This is a genomic window from Parabacteroides sp. 20_3 (assembly GCF_964238835.1).
Taxonomy (GTDB): domain Bacteria; phylum Bacteroidota; class Bacteroidia; order Bacteroidales; family Tannerellaceae; genus Parabacteroides; species Parabacteroides distasonis.
Genome location: NZ_CAXSNO010000008.1, coordinates 13,449 through 36,438, shown reverse-complemented (window position 1 = coordinate 36,438; position 22,990 = coordinate 13,449). Strand labels below are relative to the sequence as shown.

Annotated in this window: 16 protein-coding genes; 15 read left to right on the top strand and 1 reads right to left on the bottom strand. The window is 47.3% G+C overall.

Annotation, left to right across the window (positions count from 1 at the left end; translation table 11 throughout):
• The first annotated feature begins 45 nt into the window (after positions 1-45).
• Together ACESPU_RS16260 and ACESPU_RS16255 are read left to right on the top strand one after the other, a co-directional pair.
• On the top strand, positions 46-1,902 hold the full coding sequence (locus ACESPU_RS16260) for a glycoside hydrolase family 127 protein (RefSeq protein ID WP_158532703.1): 1,857 nt from the start codon (positions 46-48) through the stop codon (positions 1,900-1,902).
• A gap of 16 nt (positions 1,903-1,918) precedes the next feature.
• Positions 1,919-3,961, top strand: coding sequence for a beta-L-arabinofuranosidase domain-containing protein (locus ACESPU_RS16255; RefSeq protein ID WP_005863239.1), 2,043 nt, complete (start codon positions 1,919-1,921; stop codon positions 3,959-3,961).
• 71 nt (positions 3,962-4,032) lie between these two features.
• Here the strand turns inward: ACESPU_RS16255 and ACESPU_RS16250 are convergent, their stop codons facing one another.
• Positions 4,033-5,532, bottom strand: coding sequence for a potassium/proton antiporter (locus tag ACESPU_RS16250; RefSeq protein ID WP_005863241.1), 1,500 nt, complete (start codon positions 5,530-5,532; stop codon positions 4,033-4,035).
• A gap of 220 nt (positions 5,533-5,752) precedes the next feature.
• Between ACESPU_RS16250 and ACESPU_RS16245 the strand changes: the two genes are divergently transcribed.
• The 13 genes from ACESPU_RS16245 to ACESPU_RS16185 all read left to right on the top strand — a co-directional run bounded on the left by ACESPU_RS16245 (position 5,753) and on the right by ACESPU_RS16185 (position 22,970).
• A complete protein-coding gene (locus tag ACESPU_RS16245; RefSeq protein WP_227154251.1) occupies positions 5,753-8,413 on the top strand; it encodes a transglutaminase domain-containing protein in 2,661 nt (886 codons plus the stop codon).
• Between the two features lie 322 nt (positions 8,414-8,735).
• Entirely contained in the window at positions 8,736-9,836 is a 1,101-nt protein-coding gene (locus ACESPU_RS16240; protein WP_034530110.1) for an efflux RND transporter periplasmic adaptor subunit, read from the top strand.
• A gap of 11 nt (positions 9,837-9,847) precedes the next feature.
• Positions 9,848-12,880 carry an efflux RND transporter permease subunit gene (locus ACESPU_RS16235; RefSeq protein WP_057326127.1) on the top strand — a complete coding sequence of 1,011 codons (3,033 nt, stop codon included), beginning with the start codon at positions 9,848-9,850 and terminating at the stop codon, positions 12,878-12,880.
• Positions 12,881-12,890: 10 nt separating this feature from the next.
• The gene (locus ACESPU_RS16230; RefSeq protein ID WP_373133514.1) at positions 12,891-14,234 is read left to right on the top strand and encodes a TolC family protein; all 1,344 of its coding nucleotides are present in this window, start codon (positions 12,891-12,893) and stop codon (positions 14,232-14,234) included.
• Positions 14,235-14,367: 133 nt separating this feature from the next.
• Entirely contained in the window at positions 14,368-15,159 is a 792-nt protein-coding gene (locus tag ACESPU_RS16225; RefSeq protein WP_373133513.1) for an O-methyltransferase, read from the top strand.
• 19 nt (positions 15,160-15,178) lie between these two features.
• Complete coding sequence (locus ACESPU_RS16220) at positions 15,179-15,742, top strand: cob(I)yrinic acid a,c-diamide adenosyltransferase (RefSeq protein ID WP_287620854.1); 564 nt, start codon at positions 15,179-15,181, stop codon at positions 15,740-15,742.
• A gap of 71 nt (positions 15,743-15,813) precedes the next feature.
• Positions 15,814-16,035 carry a DUF2795 domain-containing protein gene (locus tag ACESPU_RS16215; protein ID WP_005633363.1) on the top strand — a complete coding sequence of 74 codons (222 nt, stop codon included), beginning with the start codon at positions 15,814-15,816 and terminating at the stop codon, positions 16,033-16,035.
• Positions 16,036-16,182: 147 nt separating this feature from the next.
• Positions 16,183-17,130, top strand: coding sequence for a type IX secretion system membrane protein PorP/SprF (locus ACESPU_RS16210; protein ID WP_373133512.1), 948 nt, complete (start codon positions 16,183-16,185; stop codon positions 17,128-17,130).
• A gap of 3 nt (positions 17,131-17,133) precedes the next feature.
• The gene (locus ACESPU_RS16205; protein ID WP_005863265.1) at positions 17,134-18,561 is read left to right on the top strand and encodes an SUMF1/EgtB/PvdO family nonheme iron enzyme; all 1,428 of its coding nucleotides are present in this window, start codon (positions 17,134-17,136) and stop codon (positions 18,559-18,561) included.
• 51 nt (positions 18,562-18,612) lie between these two features.
• Positions 18,613-19,704 (top strand): gliding motility protein GldL, encoded by a 1,092-nt coding sequence (gene gldL, locus ACESPU_RS16200; protein WP_373133511.1) that lies wholly within the window; start codon positions 18,613-18,615, stop codon positions 19,702-19,704.
• Positions 19,705-19,710: 6 nt separating this feature from the next.
• Positions 19,711-21,279, top strand: coding sequence for a gliding motility protein GldM (gldM, locus tag ACESPU_RS16195; RefSeq protein ID WP_005859860.1), 1,569 nt, complete (start codon positions 19,711-19,713; stop codon positions 21,277-21,279).
• 10 nt (positions 21,280-21,289) lie between these two features.
• The gene (gldN, locus tag ACESPU_RS16190; protein ID WP_121772095.1) at positions 21,290-22,384 is read left to right on the top strand and encodes a gliding motility protein GldN; all 1,095 of its coding nucleotides are present in this window, start codon (positions 21,290-21,292) and stop codon (positions 22,382-22,384) included.
• A gap of 49 nt (positions 22,385-22,433) precedes the next feature.
• A complete protein-coding gene (locus ACESPU_RS16185; RefSeq protein WP_005863271.1) occupies positions 22,434-22,970 on the top strand; it encodes a GNAT family N-acetyltransferase in 537 nt (178 codons plus the stop codon).
• Positions 22,971-22,990 lie beyond the last annotated feature (20 nt).

Here is a 22,990-nt window from a genome sequence, read left to right as displayed (position 1 = left end):
CTCTATATTGACATACCCTCCTTCAATCTCAAATTCTAAAGCTATATGAAGCAATACCTTTTACTCGCTGCGTCTGCCTTTCTTTTGCAAGGGTGCCAGACCTCTAAAGAAGATATAAAGGAACAGCCTTTGAAGATGATCAAGCAGATCGATTTCTCTCATGTGAAAATCAATGACAACTTTTGGTCACCCAGACTCAGCAAACATGTCTCGGCGACCTTGCCTGTCTGTATCGATCAAATAGAGAATCAAACCGGACGTATCCGTAATTTCGAGAATGCAGCGAAAGGGGAAGGAGAGCATTCTGGCATTTTCTTTGATGATTCCGATGTATATAAAGCGTTAGAAGGTATGGCTTATAGCCTAATCAACAATCCGGATTCCGAGCTGGAAAAGAAAGCGGACGAATGGATTGATAAATTCGCTGCCGCCCAACAACCGGATGGCTACATCAATACCTTCTATACACTCACCGGATTGGATAAACGGTGGACCAATATGGACAAGCATGAGATGTACTGCGCCGGACATATGATTGAGGCAGGAGTAGCGTATTATCAAGCTACAGGAAAGCGCAAGTTATTAGACGTATGTATACGCATGACAGATCATATGATGAGCCAATTCGGTCCGGGAAAAAGACATTGGGTACCGGGACACGAGGAAATAGAACTGGCGCTTGTCAAGCTTTATCAAACCACCCAAGAGCAGAAATATCTGGATTTCGCTTATTGGCTGCTGGAGGAACGTGGACACGGTCACGGCACTATGGGTGATGAAGGTAAATGGAACCCGGTTTACTATCAAGATATCGTTCCCGTCCGGCAACTTACCGATATCTCCGGGCATGCGGTACGATGTATGTATTTGTATTGCGGTATGGCCGATGTGGCTGCCTTGAAGAATGATACGGGATATATAGCCGCAATGGATCGTCTATGGGATGATGTGGTACACCGCAATATGTATATCACCGGGGGAATCGGTTCATCCCATGATAACGAAGGGTTTACGGAGGATTACGATTTACCGAACCTAGATGCTTATTGCGAGACTTGCGCTTCTGTCGGAATGGTGCTTTGGAACCAACGTATGAACCAACTTACCGGAGACTCTAAATACATCGACGTACTGGAACGTTCTTTATATAACGGTGCGCTTGCCGGTATCTCCTTGGGTGGAGACCGTTTCTTCTATGTCAATCCGCTGGAATCTAAGGGTGATCACCATAGACAAGAATGGTATGGTTGTGCTTGTTGCCCAAGTCAGCTTTCACGCTTCTTGCCTTCTATCGGAAATTATATCTACGCCTCCTCCGATGATGCGTTATGGGTAAATCTATATATCGGAAATACGGGGCAAATACGGATAGGAGAGACGGATATCCTATTAACACAAGAAACGGACTATCCGTGGGATGGATCGGTAAAACTAACAATTTCTACTTCTCTGCCTTTGGAGAAAGAGATACGCCTCCGCATTCCGAATTGGTGCAAAACCTATGATTTAAGTATCAATGGTAAGAGAATAAACGTGTCTGAGGAAAAAGGCTATGCGGTAATCAAGGATTGGAAATCACAAGATGTAATCGCTCTAGATATGGATATGCCCGTGGAAATTGTCGCGGCAGATCCGCATGTCAAGGAAAATTTCGGCAAACGGGCGATTCAACGAGGGCCACTTGTATACTGCATGGAAGAAATAGACAACCCGGTATATTTCGATCAAATACAGTTGAGCCCAAGTACAACATTCCAGACAGCCTTCGCTTCCGATATATTGAATGGGATAAAAACAATTAAAACAAACGGTAGGGCACAATCTGCTACCTTTATTCCCTATTACGCGTGGGATAACCGTAAAGCAGGAAAAATGAGGGTATGGATCCCCTATAACGAATAACTAAAAAAGCATCAAAATGAAGTATTTATTAACGATAACATTATCAAGCCTAATCTCAATTACCTCCTTTTCTGCCACTTTGCCGGGAAATGAAGGTTCTATCAACATTAATTACCCGAACAATCGTTATCCATTAGCCTCTAAGCCTTATATAGAGTTGCCTATTGGGGATGTTAAACCTGCGGGTTGGCTAAAAATCCAAATGGAACGAATGTGTACGGGAATGACCGGCCATCTGGATTCTATCTATACGAAAGTAATGGGACCGCGTAATGGTTGGTTAGGCGGAGATGGAGACGTATGGGAACGAGGCCCATACTGGATAGATGGCTTACTACCTTTGGCTTACATCATGAATGATGAGGCCTTGATCCAAAAAGTAAAGCCTTGGGTTGAATGGACATTGGCCTCCCAAAAGCCTAACGGATATTTCGGGCCAGATACAGACAGAGACTATGAACCCGGCTTACAACGGGATAACGCACAAGATTGGTGGCCCAAAATGGTTATGCTCAAAGTTCTGCAACAATATTATTCCGCTACCAACGATCAAAGAGTTATCTCGTTCCTCACTAATTATTTCAAATACCAGCTTTCTGAACTACCTAAAAGTCCTCTGGGAAAATGGACTTTCTGGGCTGAACAACGAGGAGGGGATAATCTGATGGTCGTATATTGGCTTTATAATATCACGGGCGATCCTTTCCTTCTGGAGTTAGGAGAGTTAATCCATAAGCAAACCTTCAATTGGACCGACGTGTTCTTGAACCAAGATCATTTAGCCCGGCAAAACAGCCTGCATTGTGTAAATCTCGCCCAAGGATTCAAGGAACCTGTCATTTATTACCAACAGAGCCATAATCCTCAAAATCTGGAAGCGGTTAAGGAAGCTGTACGGAAAATGCGCCATACGATTGGTTTTCCTACAGGATTATGGGCGGGAGATGAACTTTTACGTTTCGGTAACCCGACACAAGGATCAGAACTCTGTACCGCTGTCGAGATGATGTTCTCTCTCGAGAAAATGTTAGAGATAACCGGAGATGTCCAGTGGGCTGATCATTTAGAGAAAGTCGCATACAATGTACTGCCAACGCAGATCAAGGATGACTTTTCCGCACGACAATATTATCAGCAAGTCAATCAAATAGCGATCACTTGCGAAGGACGTAACTTTGTCTCACCACACGAAGACACAGACATTATTTTCGGAGAATTGAGCGGTTATCCTTGTTGTACCTCCAATCTACATCAAGGCTGGCCTAAATTCACACGACATCTATGGTTTGCCACCGCCGATAATGGCATCGCTTCACTTATCTACGCACCATCGGAAGTGACTGCCCAAGTGGGAAACGACATCACGGTTAAAATCGCAGAGAAGACCGATTATCCCTTTGAAGAAAAGATCGATTTCAATTTATCGTTCCCTAGCAAGAAAGACAAGAAAGCCTTTTTCCCTTTTCACTTGCGTATTCCTGCTTGGTGTAATAATCCCGTGATTACGATAAATGGCGAGGCTGTCTCTATCGCAGCTCACTCTGGCGAAATCGTACGAATCAACCGGGAATGGAAAGATGGCGATCATATCCAGCTAGAGCTACCCATGCGTATATCCACAAGCAATTGGTATGACGATGCGGTTGTCATCGAACGAGGCCCATTATTGTATTCCCTAAAGATGGATGAGAAATGGGAACGCAAGGTTGATCAACGCCCGGAGTCTTCACATAAAGGAGAATGGTATTATGAGGTCACCTCTACTTCAGCATGGAATTATTCCCTGATTCGCAAATATCTGAAAGAAGAAGAACTAGAGAAAAATTTCGTCGTTAGAAAGGCAGAGAACATAGCCCCTTACCCATGGAACCTAGAGAATGCCCCTATCACGATCAAAACAAAGGGACGGATCTTACCTTCATGGAAAATGTTCAAAGGTTCCGCCGGCCCCGTAAATTTCTTCATGCAAGCCAACGAACCGATGGGTGATGAAGAGACGATCGAGTTAATTCCTTATGGCTGTACCACTTTACGTATAACCGAGTTCCCGGTACGATAAAATAATGTGCCAATGCTTATTCTACACAAAGAGTATTCGCATTGGCACATTGCCTACATTGGCACATTATTTCAATTCTTCTTCATCGTATAATCCTTCACTCCCAAGGAATCATACGCCTGCAAAAGCGCCTCGTCATTATCGGAGATCATTAACAACTTGTCGTTCTCCTTTAATTCCGTATTTCCTTTCGGGATGAAATAGCGGCCTTCCCGTTTCACCATTACCGCCAAGGTATGATCGGGTAAAGTCAGCTGCATCAATTTATTTCCATGGGATAATACCGCCGGGGTAATATCGATCTCGCTCATAGCGCTCTTGATCTCCTCGGGAAGCTCGATGCCAAACTCATCCTTTCGTTCCGGCTCATCCACCATATCCAGCCATTTTGCGGCTTGAGTAACCGTGGTTCCTTGAATCAGCAAAGAAAGAATCGTGATAAAGAATACGATATTAAAGAACATACCGGCATGCTCGATCCCGGCGATCATCGGGTAAGTAGCGAAAATAATAGGAACCGCCCCGCGTAATCCCACCCATGAGATATACAGTTTACCTTTGAAGGAGAAATTCTTATAAGGTATCAAGCAAAGGAACACGCTAATCGGACGGGCGATCAAGATCATAAAGACTCCCACCATAACACCTACACCCGTCACCGGTAATAACTCATGCGGGTTCACTAGCAAGCCTAACGTAAGGAACATCACGATCTGCCACAACCAAGCGAAACCGTCAAAGAACGTCCCCATACTTTTCTTGTGAACAATCTTAGCGTTACCAACCACCAAACCAGCGATATAAACCGCTAAATAGCCATTACCCTTACATAAGGTCGTAGCGGCGAAGGTGAAGAAAGCCGTAGCCAATAAAAGGATCGGATACAAAGACTCGTTATCTATATCGATCTTATTGATAATCAACACAGCCAGTCTCCCCAATAAGAAACCGGCGATAGCTCCCACCGATAATTGAATGACCAAGGATAGCCCGGCCTCCCAAATATTCATACCTCCACTTTGTATGTAAGCGATCAGAAGCAAGGTAAGCATATAAGCCATCGGGTCATTACTACCACTCTCCAGTTCCAAGGTAGGACGCAGACGCTCTTTCAAATAAACCCCTTTACTGCGCAAGATGGAGAAAACCGAGGCTGAGTCCGTAGAGGACATGACCGCCGCCAGCAATAAAGATTCCGGGAAAGTCAACGTAACATATTTGCCAAATAAACCAAATAACCAATAGATAAACCCGCCCGTGATAAAAGTCGTGGCCAGCACCCCGAGCGTAGCCAATACCACACCTTGCGAGGCGATAGGTTTGACCTCCGCAACTTTCGTATCCATACCACCCGAGAACAAGATGATACTCAACGCCAACATGCCGATAAACTGGGCCACATTCGGATCGCTGAACTGGATGCCCAGACCATCGCTGCCAAACAACATTCCCACACCAAGGAACAACAACAAAGCGGGTAAGCCGAAACGATAACCGGCCTTACCGGCGAATATACTTAAAAACAGGATCACAGAAGCTATTAATAGCACTTGCTCAGGATTTTGAAACATACGCAAAACGGGTTTTATGATTAGTGATTTGATACTTTGTCACAAAGTTCGTAAACTTTTTGTAATTATAATCACACAAAAAGAAGAAATCCGGTCCCAAATTTACAGGAAGACCAGATTTATTCTTTCTATAGAAAAACAAATCTTTCTTACAAATTGTTCGAGAATTTTTCTATCTCGCATAGAATCATTACTTTTGGCAAACATACATATCCGCTTTATGAACAAAAAACATCTATTTACGCTGTTGTTCACATTACTCGTATGGACGAGCTGTAACAACCAACAACATTTTATTACCGACGCCGCTTACCGAGCTGAGGTCGAGAACGATTTCCAAGCGAAACAGGCCGCTCTGCCTAACGGAGACCTTTTCGCAGTATTTAACGATCAAATGACTCCCGAAGAGAGGGAGGCGTTAACCTTCATGTACGCCTATATGCCGATTGGAGACATCACGGACTATAGTGGCGATTTCTATTTGAAAAACATCCGTTCCTCTTTCCAAGCACGGAATGAGATGCCTTGGGGCGATAGTATTCCCGAGATGATCTTCCGTCATTTCGTATTGCCGGTACGAATCAATAACGAGAATCTGGATGAAAGCCGCATGGTTTTCTTTGATGAGTTGAAAGACCGGGTGAAGGGTCTCTCGTTGTACGACGCCGTACTGGAAGTGAATCACTGGTGTCATGAGAAGGTTATCTATACTCCTTCCGATGGGCGCACAAGTTCCCCTTTGGCATCCGTAAAGACCGCTTACGGTCGTTGCGGCGAGGAGTCTACCTTCACGGTAGCCGCTTTACGCTCCGTGGGTATCCCCGCACGTCAGGTATATACGCCTCGCTGGGCGCATACGGATGATAACCACGCATGGGTAGAAGCTTGGGTGAATGGTAAATGGTATTTCCTCGGCGCTTGCGAGCCCGAACCGGTATTGAATCTGGGTTGGTTCAACGGCCCTGCTTACCGGGGTATGTTGATGCATACGAAAGTATTCGGTAAATACAATGGCCCGGAGGATGTCATGGAACGTACCGATGGGTATACCGAGATCAACGTGATCGATAATTACGCGCCTTCGGCTAAAGCTGTTATCACGGTTACGGATGCCAATGGCAAGCCAGTGAAGGACGCTCTGGTTGAATTCAAGATTTATAATTATGCCGAGTTTAACAGTGTAGCCCGCAAGAAGACGGATGCGGATGGCAAATGCTCATTATCCGCCGGAAAAGGGGATATGTTGGTATGGGCCAGCAAGGACGGCAAGTTCGGCTACAGCAAGGTCTCTTTCGGCAAAGACGGAGAGGTTACGATCGCCTTGAACAAAAAACCGGGAGATGTGGAGACGATCGCCCTAGATATCATACCACCGGTGGACGGCTCTATCCCAGCGGAAGTTACACCGGAGCAAAAGGAAGCGAACGCCAAACGTTTATTGGAAGAAGACGCTATCCGTAATAAATATGTAGCTACTTTCTATACGGAAGAGAAAGCAGAGGCTTTAGCGAAAGAATTGGGTATCGACCCGATGAAGACGGAGGATTTCATGATCGGTAGCCGTGGTAACTGGATGGAGATCGAGAAGTTCTTACGGGAGACTCCCGCCGAGAAGCGTGCGCAAGCGATGGCATTATTGGATGTCGTGTCCGCTAAGGATCTACGTGATACACCTGCGTCTGTCCTCGCAGATCATTTGAATAATACGCCGGCCGTTCAAAGCGAATGGTTCAATGAATATATCATGAATCCTCGTGTGGCCAATGAGTTCCTGACTCCTTATAAGAGTTTCTTCGCCGCAAATATTGAGCCTTCCCTTGCGAAACAAGCCGTAGAGAATCCACAGGCATTGGTGGATTGGGTGAAGAATAACGTCTCCATTAACGACGCGCTAAACGCACAACGTATTCCGATCATGCCGATGGGTGTATGGAAATCTCGTATCGCTGATAAGGGCTCCCGTAATATCTTCTTCGTGGCCGTGGCTCGTAGCTTAGGTATTCCGGCACGTATCGAGCCGGTAGCCCGCAAGATCCAGTACTTCAAGGACAACGCTTGGGTAGACGTCGATTTCGAGGCTGCCGTACAGACGACCGCTAAACAAGGCAAGGTAATCGCTTCTTACCAACCGATCAAGGCGCTGCAAGACCCGAAATATTACAGTCACTTCACGATCGCCAAGGTTTTGCCGAACGGTACTTTACAGACCTTGAATTTCGAGAGAGGCGGTAATGTGGATATGGGCTTGGGAGATACTTGGAACGGATTACTGAAGAAACCGTTATCCATGGATGAAGGTAATTATATGTTAGTGACCGGTACTCGTATGGCAAACGGTAGCGTATTGGCCGAGATCGAGTTTTTCAATGTGGAGGCGGACAAGACCACCCCGATCCAATTGGAAATGCGTGAAAGCAAGGACGAGATACAGGTGATCGGTAATTTCAACTCCGAGAATAAGTTCAAACGTGCGGACAACGGTGAGGAGACCAGCCTGCTAGCTACTACCGGACGTGGCTACTATATCGTAGCGCTTCTAGGCTCCCGCCAAGAACCGACAAACCATGCGATGCGTGATATCGCCGCCGTGAAGAAGGAACTGGAGGATTGGGGACGAGGCATCGTGCTTCTCTTCCCTGACGAGAAAGGCTATAAGAACTTCGATCCGAAAGAGTTCGGCGATTTACCGGGCACGATCACATACGGTCTGGATATCGACGGGGCGATCCAAAAGGAAATGGCTACAGCGATGAAATTGCAAAACGCCAATACCTTGCCGATCTTCTTGATCGCCGATACGTTCAACCGTGTCGTATTTGTCTCTCAAGGCTATACGATTGGCTTGGGCGAGCAGTTAATGAAAGTTATACATAAGCTATAACAGATCGTTTCACAAGTGTGATCTGATCTTTTCACCCATGTGAAACGATCGGATCACGGCTGTGAAACGTTCTTTTCACCTATGTGAAAAGATCTATACGACAGGAGACACTCATTTCTTCTACCACAAACCGATCAGACTTCCTCCCTAGATTCGTTTTAATTCCCTTATTTTCCCCGTTCTTCCCAATCAGGGATTCATCTCTCAAAAAAATAATATCTTTGATTAAACCTTTTTACGAAAGGGCAGTCTAAACTTGCGTTTAGTTATATATTTTGGAGTAACGAGTGTAAATTATCAGTAAATACCATACGAGAACATGATGACAAAGAGAGCGAAATGGGGAGTTACGGCGGCTATCTTATTAATGATAGCGGGAATGATCGCTTACCCTCAATTGAAAAACAAGTTCAAGGCATCCCAAGATGCCGCTTCCGTCGTACCCACATCGGGCACGAGCCTGCGAAACCAGACACTTAACATCAACGCCGAGGTATTAAAATACCAATCATTAACCGATAAGATCATGAGTACCGGGAGTACCCTTCCGGACGAAGAGGTGGATTTGGCTTTCGAGTCCTCCGGTAAGGTGGTAGCAATCTATTTCACGGAAGGTACCCACGTAAAGGCGGGCGATCTGTTGGCCAAAATCAATGACAAGCCGCTGCAAGCCCAGCTAAAGAAGCTGGAAGCCCAAGTCCCTTTGGCCAAGGATCGTGTCTATCGCCAACGTACCTTGTTGGAGAAAGACGCCGTCAGCCAAGAGGCCTACGAGCAAGTAGCCACCGAATACGAGAAGCTAATGGCGGATATCGAGCTGGTCAAAGCGAATATCGCCCAGACAGAGCTTCGGGCTCCTTTCGACGGGATCATCGGACTTCGCTCCGTGAGTGAGGGCGCATACGTTACCTCCTCCTCTTCCGTAATCGCCAAGTTGACCAAGATATCCCCTTTGAAAATCGAGTTCTCCATCCCCGAGAGCTACGCGGCCGAGGTACAAGACGGAACCCCGATCCTGTTCCGCATGGAGAAAGACGGTATGATGCAGAACTATAAGGCGACCGTTTACGCCGTGGAAAGCAAGGTAGATATGGCAACCCGTACCTTGAAAGTACGTGCCACTTACCCGAATCCGGGCGAGAATATCTTACCCGGCCGTTATACCTCCGTCGAGATCAGCAAGCGGGAGATCAAGGACGCTTTAGCCATCCCCAGCGAGGCCGTTATCCCCGAGATGGGAAAAGACATCGTTTACTTATATAAGAACGGCGTGGCCGAGCCTCAAGAGATCACGATCGGTATTCGAACCGAGAGCCGTGTACAGGTATTGCAAGGGTTGAATGTGGGCGATACGCTGATCACGTCCGGCGTGATGCAGTTACGTACCGGCATGAAAGTTTCTATTGATAACTTGACTGAATAAGGAGAAGAACGATGGCAAATATTTCAGAAACCAGTATAAACCGGCCCGTACTCTCGACAGTGATGATGCTGGTCATCCTCCTGTTCGGCTTTATCGGTTACCGGTTCCTTGGCGTCCGGGAGTTCCCGAGCGTAGACCAGCCGATTATCTCGGTCAACGTATCTTATCCCGGAGCGAACGCCGACGTGATCATGAATCAGATCACCGAGCCGTTGGAGCAGAATATCAACGGTATCCCGGGTATCCGTTCATTGAGTAGCGTGAGTAGCCAAGGCAGCAGCCGCATCACGGTAGAGTTTGAGTTGTCCGTGGATATGGAAACGGCGGCGAACGATGTACGTGATAAGGTATCTCGTGCCCAACGCTACCTTCCCCGTGACTGCGACCCACCTACGGTATCGAAAGCGGATGCCGATGCCTCCCCGATCATGCAGATCGCCATCCGAAGCAACAAACGCTCGTTGATGGAGTTGAGCGAGATCGCCGAGCTGACGGTGAAAGAGCGCTTGCAGACCATCGAGAACGTGAGTGGCGTGGATATCTGGGGACAAAAACGGTATTCCATGCGTCTATGGCTGGACCCAATCAAGATGGCGGGTTACGGAGTGACCCCGATGGACGTGAAAAACGCCGTCGATAACGAGAACGTGGAGCTTCCTTCCGGTAGTATCGAGGGAAATACGATCTCCTTATCCATACGTACCTTAGGATTGATGCATACCGCCAAGGAATTCAACGATTTAATTATCAAGGAAGACAACAACAACATCGTGCGCTTCAGCGATATCGGACGTGCGGAGGTAGCTCCCGAGGACTTGCGGAGCTTACTGAAGAAGAACGGCGAGCCGATGGTTATGACCGTTATCATCCCCCAACCGGGAGCCAACCATATCGAGATCGCCGACGAAGCCTACAAGCGTATCGAGCAATTACAAAAAGACCTGCCGGAAGATGTCACGATCGAGATGATGTATGACAACACTCGCTTTATCCGGGCCTCTATCAGTGAAGTACAACAGACGATTTACGAGGCTTTCCTCTTGGTCGTATTGATTATCTTCTTGTTCCTCCGCGACTGGCGGGTCACGCTGGTTCCTGTCGTCGTTATCCCCGTATCGTTGGTAGGAGCTTTCTTCGTGATGTATATCTCCGGATTCTCCGTCAACGTATTGACGATGTTGGCGGTCGTGCTCTCGGTCGGTCTGGTGGTAGACGACGCGATCGTGGTGGCGGAGAATATATATGTACGTATCGAGCAAGGCATGTCGCCGAAAGAGGCGGGTATCGAAGGATCGAAAGAGATCTTCTTCGCCGTGGTATCTACCACGATCACCCTAATCTCCGTATTCTTGCCGATCGTGTTTATGGAAGGTATGACGGGGCGTTTGTTCAAGGAGTTCAGTATCGTGATCGCCGGTTCGGTCGCTATCTCCTCATTCGTGGCCCTTACGTTTACACCGATGTTGGCTACCAAGCTATTGAAGAGGAGAGAGAAGAAAAACTGGTTCTATCGGAAGACCGAGCCGTTCTTCGAGGGATTGAACACAATCTACGCCAAGTCGTTGAATGCGTTCCTGAACCATAAGATATGGTCGATCCCTATCGTTATCCTTCTCTTCGGATCGATCGGGTACTTCTGGAAGAACATTCGTTCCGAGTTATCGCCTTTGGAGGACCGTTCCATGATCTCCGTGAATATGCGCGGGCCGGAAGGGGCTACCTTCGAGTTTATCCGCGACTACGCGGACCGTATCGAGCAAATAGCCGACTCCATCGCTCCCGAGAAGCAATCCATCATGACCCGCTCGTGGGAAGGAGGAGGTTCGCTAAACCTCATATTAAGCGATATCAAGGAACGGGAACGCTCGCAAATGGAGATCGCCGAGACCTTGTCGAAAGAAGTCCGCAAAGAGACCTTGGCCCGCGCCTTCGTACAACAGCAATCCACCTTCGGCGGACGCCGGGGCGGTATGCCTATCCAATACGTACTGCAGGCCCCGACCTTGGATAAACTGCAAGAGTTCCTGCCCACGTTTATGCAAAAGGTGAACGAGAGCCCGGTCTTCCAGATGGCGGACGTGAACTTGCGCTTCACCAAGCCGGAGGCACGTATCGAGATCGACCGGGATAAGGCTTCCTTATTGGGTGTCAGCACCCGGAATATCGCCCAGACCTTGCAATATGCGTTGAGCGGACAGCGTATGGGCTACTTCTATATGAATGGTAAGCAATACCAGATATTGGGCGAGATCAACCGCCAGCAACGAAATACCCCTGTCGATTTAAAATCGATCTATGTACGTAGTAACAATGGGGAAATGATCCAGCTGGATAACTTGGTTAAGGTTACGGAAAATGTGGCGCCGCCCCAATTGTATCGCTATAACCGTTTCGTATCGGCGACGGTTTCCAGTGGATTGAATAAAGGATACACGATCGGCGATGGTCTGGACGAGATGGATCGTATCGCCTCGGAGGTGCTGGATGGTAGCTTCCGCACCGCTCTTTCCGGCGAGTCGAAAGAGTTCCGTGAGAGTTCTTCCAGTTTGATGTTCGCCATGATCTTGGCCTTGCTGATGATTTATTTGGTGTTGGCCGCCCAGTTCGAGAGTTTCAAGGACCCGTTGGTAGTGATGTTCACCGTGCCTTTGGCTATCGCTGGTGCGCTGATGTTCATGAGTTATTCGGGTATCACGATGAATATATTCAGCCAGATCGGTATCATTATGTTGATTGGTTTGGTGGCGAAGAACGGTATCTTGATCGTAGAGTTCGCCAATCAGCGGCAAGAGTCGGGACTTAGTTTGCCGGAAGCGATCCGCTCGTCCGCGACCCAGCGTCTGCGCCCGATCTTGATGACTAGCGTATCCACCATCCTCGGTTTGGTGCCATTGGTATACGCTACTGGCGAGGGTGCCCAAGGGCGTATCGCCATGGGTGTAGCGGTAGTAGGCGGAATGTTGGTATCGACCTTCTTGACCCTGTTTATCGTACCGGCCATGTATTCATTTATATCCACCAACCGAAAAAAACAAAACACCTAGTTGTAGATTTATGAAGAAATATGTATATACCTTATTATTTGCCTTCTCTTCCCCCTTTATGGCGGAAGCGCAGCAACTATTCGATCTGAAACGGTGTATCGAAACCGGATTAGAGCAGAACTACTCCATCCGTATCATTCGTAACGAGCAACAGATCAGCGACAATAACGCCACCCCCGGAAACGCCGGTTATCTGCCTACCGTAGATATGAGCGGCGGATTCAGCGGAAATATCAATAACAACCGTAACAGCCTGCAAGACGGATCGATCGAAAAGGCGAATGGTATAAACAGCGAGACGGGCAACGTCGGACTAAACGTTAACTGGACGGTTTTCGACGGTTTCGGTATCCAAGCCGAATACTCTCGCTTGAAAGAATTACAGCGAATGGGGGAACTGAACACCCGCATGACCATCGAGGATTTCGTAGCCAACCTTTCCAGCGAGTACTACAACCTGATCCGGCAGAAAATCCGTTTGCGTAACCTCCGTTCCACCTTGGATCTTTCCAAGGAGCGTTTACGGATCGTGGAAGAACGGTATTATATCGGCTCCATGTCCCGTCTGGACTTGCAACAGGCTCAAGTGGACTTCAACTCGGATAGCTCCAAGGTATTAAACCAATTGGAGGTCGTGCATACCTCCCGTATCCGCCTGAACGAGTTGATGGCATTAAATAATGTGGAGGAGGAAATCCAGATCAAGGACTCCTTGATCTACCCGAACCCGTTCCTCGACGAGGTAGATCTATGGAAGAATACCCTCGAAGCCAACGCCTCACTCCTGATCGCCCAAAAGAACCAGACGTTGTCTGAGCTTGATTATAAAAAGGTAAAAAGCCGCTATTATCCCTATGTCAAGCTAAACGCAGGCTACGGCTACACGGCGAACTGGACGGAAGTGGGCAATTACGACCTCCAACAACGGCTGGGGCTTAATTACGGCGTGACCATCGGTATGAGCCTCTTCGACGGTTTCAACCGGAAACGTGAGCAACGCAACGCCCGCATCCAAATCGAGAACCAGCAATTGCGCATCCAAGAACTGGAACTTGCCCTGCGTGCGGACATGAGCAACTTCTGGATGGCCTATAAAAACAACCTCGACCTATGGAGCCTAGAGAAAGAGAACCTCGTAGCCGCCCAAGAGAACTACCGGATCGCCATCGACCGCTATAAACTCGGCGAGTTGTCTGGTATCGAATTGCGTGAGGCACAAAACAGTCTGCTGGAAGCGGAGGAGCGTCTTTCCGTGGCGGAATACTCCACCAAGATCTGTGAGATCTCGCTGCTTCAATTAAGCGGGCAGATATTAACCTATATCCGCCCAGAACCGGAGAAAGCCAGTTTCTAAGATAAAGCCAGTGCCATCCGCATGGCACAAGTCATTATAACCCCGTTTAATGACTAGAGGCTTATGCTAATTGCGTTTTTTTATGTAAGTTCGCGGTAAATGGCAAGGTCTCATTGCCCAATGACAAAAAGAAATGCAAATACTACCAAAGGTTAATACATTACGAAAAGGATCGCTCTTGTACCGCGGCATCCGTTACCGTAAAGGATTCGGAGTACATTCGCCTTTCGTTTTTAACCTCATCACGAAGGTCATCGAGGAAAAATGCTCCTATTATAGTTTCTATGATATAGAGCTTTTACGTAAGCAGTTATTATTCAAGGAAGGAGAGATCACCTATCCAGACCGGCAGAACAAAGGGAAACGAAAGACTCGTTCCATCAGCGAGATCGTAAAACGGGAATCCATCCGGCCCAAGCATGGCGCCTTATTATTCCGTTTGACAAACTATTTCAAGTCCAAGAATATCCTCCAGATAGGAACCACGATGGGGTTGTCTACCTTATATCTAACCTCCTATGCCACGGGATTGAGATGTATCGCCTTGGAAAATGTACCGGAATTCGCCACGATTGCCCGTCAAGCATTCGCTAAAGAGGGACGTAATCCCATCGATTTGCGTATCGGTAATTATAAGGACTTGCTTCCCCAAGCCTTAAATGACATAAATAGCTTAGATTTTGTTTTTTTCAACACTTTATATGAACAACATAACAACCTCTGGCTGTTTAATGAATGTATGAAATACGCGCACAACGATACGGTATTCGTTTTTGAGGGAATCAAGGCGAGCCGTAAGATGCGTGAACTTTGGGAAAAGATCTGCGCATGTCCGGAAGTGACGGTCACCTTAGATCTTTACTCGCTAGGGATTGTCTTGTTCAACAAGAAATTGCACAAACGAGATTATATTGTTTATTTTTAGGATTCAAAACAAGTCAGATATGAAGAAGAGTATTATCTATACCAGAACAGGCGATAAAGGAACCACTTCACTGGTAGGTGGACAACGCGTGTCGAAAGCGCACGATCGGATCGAGAGCTATGGCACCGTAGATGAGCTGAACTCCTTTATCGGATTATTAATCACGGCCTTGAATAATGAGAAAGATACTGATTTCTTATCATTCATCCAGCATAAGCTATTCACGATCGGTTCTTACCTAGCCACGGATCAAGCGACCACGGAATTGAAAATCGAGAGCAAGGTAACGCCCGAGAGCATCGAGCGTATCGAGCGGGAGATAGACCGTCTGGATAACGAGCTGCCGAAAATGCATGCGTTCATCCTACCAGGAGGATGCCGCTCGGCCGCCCTCGCACACGTTTGCCGCACCGTTTGCCGTCGTGCCGAGCGACAAATCTATCGCTTGGCCGAGAATTGCCCCGTTGAGGAGCCTGTATTGATATTTATGAACCGTTTATCGGATTATTTCTTCGTTCTGGCACGAAAAGAATGCATAAATAATAACGGTAAAGAAATTATTTGGGATTATACTTGCGTATAATAAATAAAGTCATATTTTCGCGGAAAAATAGAGAACCAAATCGCTTCGGCGGTTATTAATACTTGACAGCTATGTATTGGACATTAGAGTTAGCTTCAAAATTGGAAGACGCACCCTGGCCTGCGACTAAGGATGAACTTATTGACTATGCACAACGTTCTGGTGCGCCATTAGAAGTGATTGAGAATTTGCAGGAAATGGAAGATGAAGGCGAGATTTACGAATGCATGGAAGACATCTGGCCGGATTATCCAAGTAAAGAAGACTTCTTCTTCAACGAGGAAGAATACTAGTTCAATTGAGAATTGGAAATTGAAAATTAAGAAATAGAAGAACGAGGTGGCGGACGATCGAGCTCCCCTGCCTCGTTGTTTTTTTGTGAAAATACAATTTATCCGGATTTGCTGCGTTTGTAGTTACAACGTGAAGTGAATGTTTAAATGAGAAGACGTCTTCTTTCGATCTTGATCCTTTTGTGTACTTGTGCGGGAATCGTACGGGCGCAATATGACGCACGCTTAAGTCAATACTTCATGGCGAAACCGTATTATAACCCGGCCGTGGCCGGAGCTACGGAGGACTTGAATATATTGGCTCTCGCCCGCTTGGAAATGATCGGCGTACATGGGGCACCCAAGTCGTTCTTCATTACCGCGGATATGCCACTCACTTTAGGCAAGACGAATCACGGTGTCGGATTGGTTGTATTTACCGAGGCGATCGGGCTTTTCCAGAATACGCATGTAGGGGTGCAATACGCCTATAAGTATAAATTATTCGGGGGAGTCTTGAGCGGCGGTCTGCAAATCGGCTTAGTCAACCAGTCGTTCGACGGAACCAAGGTGATAAAGGTTGAGTCCGAATACCATCAAGAGACCGACGCCGCCATTCCTGTAGAGCAGGTCAGCGGCATGGGGTTGGATATGAACTTCGGTATTTACTATACCCATAAACGGTTTTACGCCGGGTTTGGCATGACGCATATCACCCAACCGGAGCTTCAACTGGACGAGAACGCCTATACCTATATAGGTCGTTCACTTAATTTAATGGGTGGATACAATATTCAATTAAAGAATCCGTTGATAGAATTACAGCCCTCGGTGTTCTTGCTGACAGACATGCAAAGTTTTCATGCGGATATTACCGCTAGGCTGGAATATAATAAGATGTTTAATGGAGGTTTTTCCTATCGGGTGAATGAATCGGTGGGCATCATGTTCGGCGTAAAGCTAGGTCGTTTCCATGCGGGTTACGCCTTTGATTTCCCGACCACGGCCCTAGGCCGGGCAAGTAGCGGTAGCCACGAGCTATGTGTCAAGTATGCCTTAAAGCTGAACAAGACGAAGACAGGGAAAAATAGACATAAAAGTGTACGTATATTATAGTATATGAAAAAAGTATTATTAGTACTTGTAACGGTAGCCTTGCTTACCTCCTGCGGTAAATCTCTCCGGAGTGCCGGCGGTGAGGTGACAGGTGTCAGATCGGTAGCGTTCAATGAACCAGCGCCGTATGGAATGGTCTTGGTTAAAAGAGGTTCGTTCGAGATGGGTCCCGCCGACAAGGATTCCTTGTGGGGAATCATGCCGGAGACGAAAGGGGTCTCTTTCGACGCGTTCTGGATGGATCAGACAGAGGTAACGAACGCCAAATATCGCCAGTTCGTTTATTATGTGAGAGACTCTATTATCCGTGAACGCTTGGCGGACCCAGCTTATGGAGGCAACGATCTGTTCAAGATCACGGAAGACCGTTACGGGGAACCTGTCACTCCGCATTTGGACTGGAACCGTCCGATTCCTTGGAGACGGGCGAACGAGGATGAGCAACGTGCGATAGAAAGTGTCTATTACACGAATCCCGTTACCGGAGAGAAAGGTTTGGACCCTAAACAAATGATCTATAAATACGAGTGGTACGACTATACCGCCGCCGCCCTCCGCAAGAATCAATTGAACCCGGCGGACCGGGTTCGTAATACGGATATTCAGGTAGATCCGAACGAGGTAGTCATGATCTCCAAGGACACCGCTTACATCGATGATGAAGGACGTGTAATCAACGAGACGATCACCCGCCCGTTAAGCAGCGAATGGGATTTCTTGAATACCCGTATCGTCAATATCTACCCGGACGAGAATTGCTGGGTGAACGATTTCAAGAATGCGTACAACGAGCCATATACCCGTATGTATTTCTCTCATCCGGGTTACGATGATTATCCTGTAGTCGGTGTTTCTTGGGAACAAGCGACTGCCTTCTGCGTATGGCGTACGAATTTATACAAAGAATCCTTGAGCTTGCCACCGGGACAATTGGTAGAGCCATTCCGTCTTCCGTCCGAAGGAGAATGGGAATATGCCGCCCGTACAGGTAAGAACGAGAATAAGTTCCCTTGGTCTACCGACGAGCTTCAAGACAGCAAAGGTTGTTTCTTGGGTAACTTCAAGCCGGGTAAAGGTAATTATACGGAGGATGGCCATTTGATTACGTCTCGTGTAGGCTCTTTCGCCCCGAATGAGTTCGGGTTATACGATATGGCAGGAAACGTGGCGGAATGGACCTCAACGTCTTACTCCGAGTCTGGCCCGAGCCAAATGAGCGACATGAACCCGGATCTGCGTTACAACGCCGCCAAGAACGATCCCTACGCCATGAAAAAGAAAGTAGTGCGAGGAGGTTCTTGGAAAGATGTCTCACAATTTATCCGTTCGGACATGCGTACTTTCGAGTTCCAGAACGAGAGCCGTTCTTACATCGGTTTCCGTTGCGCACGTACCCAAATAGGATTCTCTCGCTCCAAGGGAAAGAAATAAGCGGGAATTATAAATTTAAAGTTTTGAATCATTTAAGACAATAATACGACGATGGGAAAATATAGAAGATATAAAAACAGACTGGAGATGTTCCTCTCCAGCGAAAGAGGAAAACGAGTATTGAACTTCCTGTATAGTTGGGGTGCGTCCATCGTAATCCTCGGTGCGTTATTTAAGTTATTACATATACCATACGCTAACCAAATCCTGTTCGTGGCGATGATCACCGAGTCTATCGTATTCTTTATCTCGGCGTTCGAGCATCCGAACAAGGAATATCATTGGGAAGATGTTTTCCCCGTATTGAAATCAAAGAACCCGATGGATCGTCCGGATTTCACCGGTACGCCGATCTCAACCATGATCAATTCTACGGATAATGTAGAAGACGATGAGATAGCCGGGGGAATAAATATCGGTTCGGCAGCGTCTAAGGCGAATGCGCAAAGAGGTGGTTCCTTGAATATCGCAGGTAATCTGGACGTGACGGAAGAAGATTCCAAGAACTTATCCGAGAGCATCAAGAAATTAAGCGGAGCGGCCGAGCAAATTTCCAAGATGGCGGAATTGACGGAAGCTACCCAAAAATATCTGGAGCAATTATCTGGCATGTCTGAGAACATGGAGCGTTTCAGCCAAGTGACTAATTCGCTTACGAACGTATCCGATACACTGTTGAACTCTTATAAGAGTATCACGGATAATTCCGATGGCATCAACCAAAACTCCCGTGGTTACGTACACCAGATGGAACAATTGAACCGTAACGTATCCGGATTGAATACCATCTATGAGATCCAGTTGAAGAGTATCAGTTCGCAGATCGAATCTATCGAACACATCAATAGTGGCTTGAATCGTATCCGTGAGATGTATGACGGATCGGTGGTAGACAGTTCCGTATTCCGTAACGAGACGGAAAAGATGACTCGCCAACTGGCCGAATTGAACCAAGTATACAGTCGTTTATTGCAAGCGATGACCGTGAATATGGGCTACCAACAACCGGCGCAGCCGCAACAACAACCTCAACAACCGATGTATCAGCAGCCACAACAGCCCGGTTACCAACAGCAATATCAGCAACCCTATGGTTACCAACAGCAACAACAGGCTCCGTATACAAACAACCCAATGAAGTAAAGAAATATGGCAGGAATATCAAATAATCCCAATTCTCCCCGTCAGCGGATGATCAACCTGATGTATCTGGTGTTCATCGCCATGATGGCACTGAATGTGTCGTCGGAGGTGCTGGATGGTTTTGAGTTGGTGGAAGGTAGCTTGCGAACCTCTATCGATAACTCCTCCCGCCGAAACAAGATCGTAGCGGACGAGATGGAAGCTTATTACCAAGAGAATCCCCAGAAAGTGGGTGAGTGGGCATTGAAGGCCCGTGAGGTGAAAAGAGCCTCAGATAGCCTCTATACGTATATACAAGATTTAAAGATCCGTATCGCTAAGGTAGCTGATGGCGAGAATGCCAACGTAAACAGCATCGAGCATAAGGATGATTTGGAAGCCGCCTCCCGTGTAATGCTCTCTCCTGTAAGCGGAGAAGGTAAAAAGCTGAGAGCGGAAATTGATAAGTATCGTATCTGGATGGGCGGCTTTATCGAAGATTCGGCGAAGACTGCCGTATTGGAGGCGAACCTAAGCACGACTCCCCCTCATAAAGCGGGGATAAATACCCGTACTTGGGAAGAGGCCTTGTTCGAGAATATGCCGGTAGCGGCGGCTGTTACCCTGTTAACAAAAATGCAAAGTGACGTTCGCTACGCCGAAGGTGAGGTCTTATCGAACTTATTGAATAGCGTAGACGTTGGCGATTACCGTGTGAACCAGATCACGGCGCAGGTAATCCCGGAAAGCCAGATCGTAATGCGAGGAAGCCAGTACAAGGCGAATATCGTATTATCGGCGGTAGACTCTACGAAACGTCCTACGATCTATGTAAACGGAAAAGAATTACCTTACGAGAATAAAGGAGTCTTCACGGTGAATACCGGAGCTGCCGGGACATTCCCGATCAAAGGTTATATCGAGATGCCGAATAGCGACGGCAGCATCATGCGCCGGGATTTCGAGAGCGAGTATTTCGTGACCGAGCCGACAGCTACCGTGGCCCCGACATTGATGAACGTATTATATGCCGGTATCGCCAACCCGATGCGTATCGCCGTCCCGGGTGTACCGAGCGGTAATGTGACAGCTACCATGACGAACGGCACATTAACCCGCAGCAAGGATGGTTGGGAAGCCCGCCCGTCTAAAGTAGGAACGGAAGCCGTGATCACGGTAAACGCTCGTATGGCGGATGGCCGGAACATAGAGATGGCAAAGACTACCTTCCGCGTGCGTGCCCTCCCCGATCCCCTACCTTATATCGAGTATAAGGATCAAAACGGTAACGTCCGTAAGTTCAAGGGAGGTATGATCGCCAAACGTAGCTTGGTAGAGGCTGACGGTATTCTGGCCGCTATCGACGATGATTTGCTAAATGTAAAATATACGGTATTACGTTTTGAGCTGACTTTCTTCGACTCCATGGGTAACGCTATCCCGGAAGTGGCCGAAGGAACCAACTTCTCGCAACGTCAGAAAAACTATATCCGCAATTTAAGTAAGGGTAAACGTTTTTATATCACCCGTGTAGTCGCGAAAGGTCCGGACGGTATCGAACGTACCATACCGACTATCGAAGTAATCGTAAATTAAGATTCGCAGTATGAAACATCTGTATTACATAGCCGCTTTGGCCGCCACTTTTTTAACAGCGATGCCTCTTCACGCGCAAGAAGAAGTTGAGAACGAAGCTACGCAGCAACAACAAACGCGTCGCCGTTCGCCTCAAGCCAGCCGTGGGGAAAGAAACGATAAGAAAGATACCGGTTTACCCGAACTGACCGTACGGGCCCAAGATATGAACGAGCGTTTGACGCAAGAGATCGGGAACGCTCGCTGGATGCGTATTATCTACCGGCAGGTGGACTTGATGAAAGAACAGAACGCTCCGCTTTATTACCCGACCCGCCCAATGAACGGACAGATGAATCTTTTCTCCGTAATCTTCCAGCTTTTAGGTGAGAACAAGATCAAGGCCTATGAGTATCTGGACGGATACGAGGAGTTTGACGAAGCCCATTTGATCAACTTCAAGGATTTGCTGGATCGCTTCTACATCCTTTATGAGGAGATACCGGGGAGAGCGGGTGAGGAACCGACTTTCGTAATCAATGAAAGCGATATACCTGCAGCCGACGTACGGTCTTACTATGTAAAAGAAGCATGGTATTTCGACCAGAATAATTCCGCTTTTGATGTCAAGATATTGGCGATTTGCCCGATCCTTACCTCTACAGGTGATATGGGAGAGACAACCATGCCTATGTTCTGGCTTCCTTACGAGAATATACGTCCGTATATCAGCAATTCATACATCATGACGTCTAATATGAATAACGCCATGACTTTTACGATGGATGACTATTTCCGTCGCCGGATGTTCGAGGGGGATATCATCAAGACCCAAAACTTGATGAATCTGCCATTGCAGGCGTATTGCCCGACACCGGATTCCTTAAAGAACGAGCAAGCTCGTATCGAAGGTCAATTAACCAGCTTTGAGAAATCACTCTGGTATCAACCGGATACGACTCAAGTAGCGGTAGACAGCAAAGCCGCGAAGAAAGCCAGAAAGAGCGCCGCAAGAGGAAAAGGTACTACAACCAAAGAGCCTGCCTCCGAAAAGAAAGCTCCCACTGTCAAGGCTCCGAAAGCAGAAAAATCCGCTCCGGTACGCAGTGTTCGACGCAGAAGATAAAAACGGACTCACGATACGGGTCTGAGCGATAACCGGTGATACGCAACATATGAATAAAGAAATCAAGATTAGACAAGAGCAAGAGAACGACTTTCAAGCAGTAAGGGAAGTCGTGGAACTTGCTTTCCGTGACGTGGAGGACAGTGATCAAAGCGAACCGTACCTTGTAGAACGTTTACGAAAAACGGACGCTTATATTCCGGAGCTCTCCTTAGTCGCTGAATTAAACGGCGAAATCATAGGGCATCTCATGATGAGTAAGGTGGAAATCGTATCAGAAGACCAAAGCGTGATCTCTCTTGGGCTAGCACCGGTTTCGGTGGTACCGAAGTACCAAAGGATTGGCGTTGGTAGCGCTTTGATCCGTGAAGCGCATAAGCGAGCGGGAGAGCTAGGCTATAAATCGGCCGTCTTATTAGGACATAAGGATTATTATCCGAGATTCGGATATAAAAGGGCGATTGATTTCGGCATTGAGTTCCCATTCGATGTCCCCAGCGAATATTGCATGGTTGTCGAGTTGGCACCGGAAGGACTCAAGAACGTGCATGGAATGATTAAATATGCCAAACCTTTTATGGAGTGAGAACTGTCTGTAATGAAATG

Coding starts and splice junctions, on each gene's coding strand:
- ACESPU_RS16260 (WP_158532703.1), top strand. CDS start 46: ATGAAGCAATACCTTTTACTCGCTGCGTCTGCCTTTCTTTTGCAAGGG.
- ACESPU_RS16255 (WP_005863239.1), top strand. CDS start 1,919: ATGAAGTATTTATTAACGATAACATTATCAAGCCTAATCTCAATTACC.
- ACESPU_RS16250 (WP_005863241.1), bottom strand. CDS start 5,532: ATGTTTCAAAATCCTGAGCAAGTGCTATTAATAGCTTCTGTGATCCTG.
- ACESPU_RS16245 (WP_227154251.1), top strand. CDS start 5,753: ATGAACAAAAAACATCTATTTACGCTGTTGTTCACATTACTCGTATGG.
- ACESPU_RS16240 (WP_034530110.1), top strand. CDS start 8,736: ATGACAAAGAGAGCGAAATGGGGAGTTACGGCGGCTATCTTATTAATG.
- ACESPU_RS16235 (WP_057326127.1), top strand. CDS start 9,848: ATGGCAAATATTTCAGAAACCAGTATAAACCGGCCCGTACTCTCGACA.
- ACESPU_RS16230 (WP_373133514.1), top strand. CDS start 12,891: ATGAAGAAATATGTATATACCTTATTATTTGCCTTCTCTTCCCCCTTT.
- ACESPU_RS16225 (WP_373133513.1), top strand. CDS start 14,368: ATGCAAATACTACCAAAGGTTAATACATTACGAAAAGGATCGCTCTTG.
- ACESPU_RS16220 (WP_287620854.1), top strand. CDS start 15,179: ATGAAGAAGAGTATTATCTATACCAGAACAGGCGATAAAGGAACCACT.
- ACESPU_RS16215 (WP_005633363.1), top strand. CDS start 15,814: ATGTATTGGACATTAGAGTTAGCTTCAAAATTGGAAGACGCACCCTGG.
- ACESPU_RS16210 (WP_373133512.1), top strand. CDS start 16,183: ATGAGAAGACGTCTTCTTTCGATCTTGATCCTTTTGTGTACTTGTGCG.
- ACESPU_RS16205 (WP_005863265.1), top strand. CDS start 17,134: ATGAAAAAAGTATTATTAGTACTTGTAACGGTAGCCTTGCTTACCTCC.
- gldL (WP_373133511.1), top strand. CDS start 18,613: ATGGGAAAATATAGAAGATATAAAAACAGACTGGAGATGTTCCTCTCC.
- gldM (WP_005859860.1), top strand. CDS start 19,711: ATGGCAGGAATATCAAATAATCCCAATTCTCCCCGTCAGCGGATGATC.
- gldN (WP_121772095.1), top strand. CDS start 21,290: ATGAAACATCTGTATTACATAGCCGCTTTGGCCGCCACTTTTTTAACA.
- ACESPU_RS16185 (WP_005863271.1), top strand. CDS start 22,434: ATGAATAAAGAAATCAAGATTAGACAAGAGCAAGAGAACGACTTTCAA.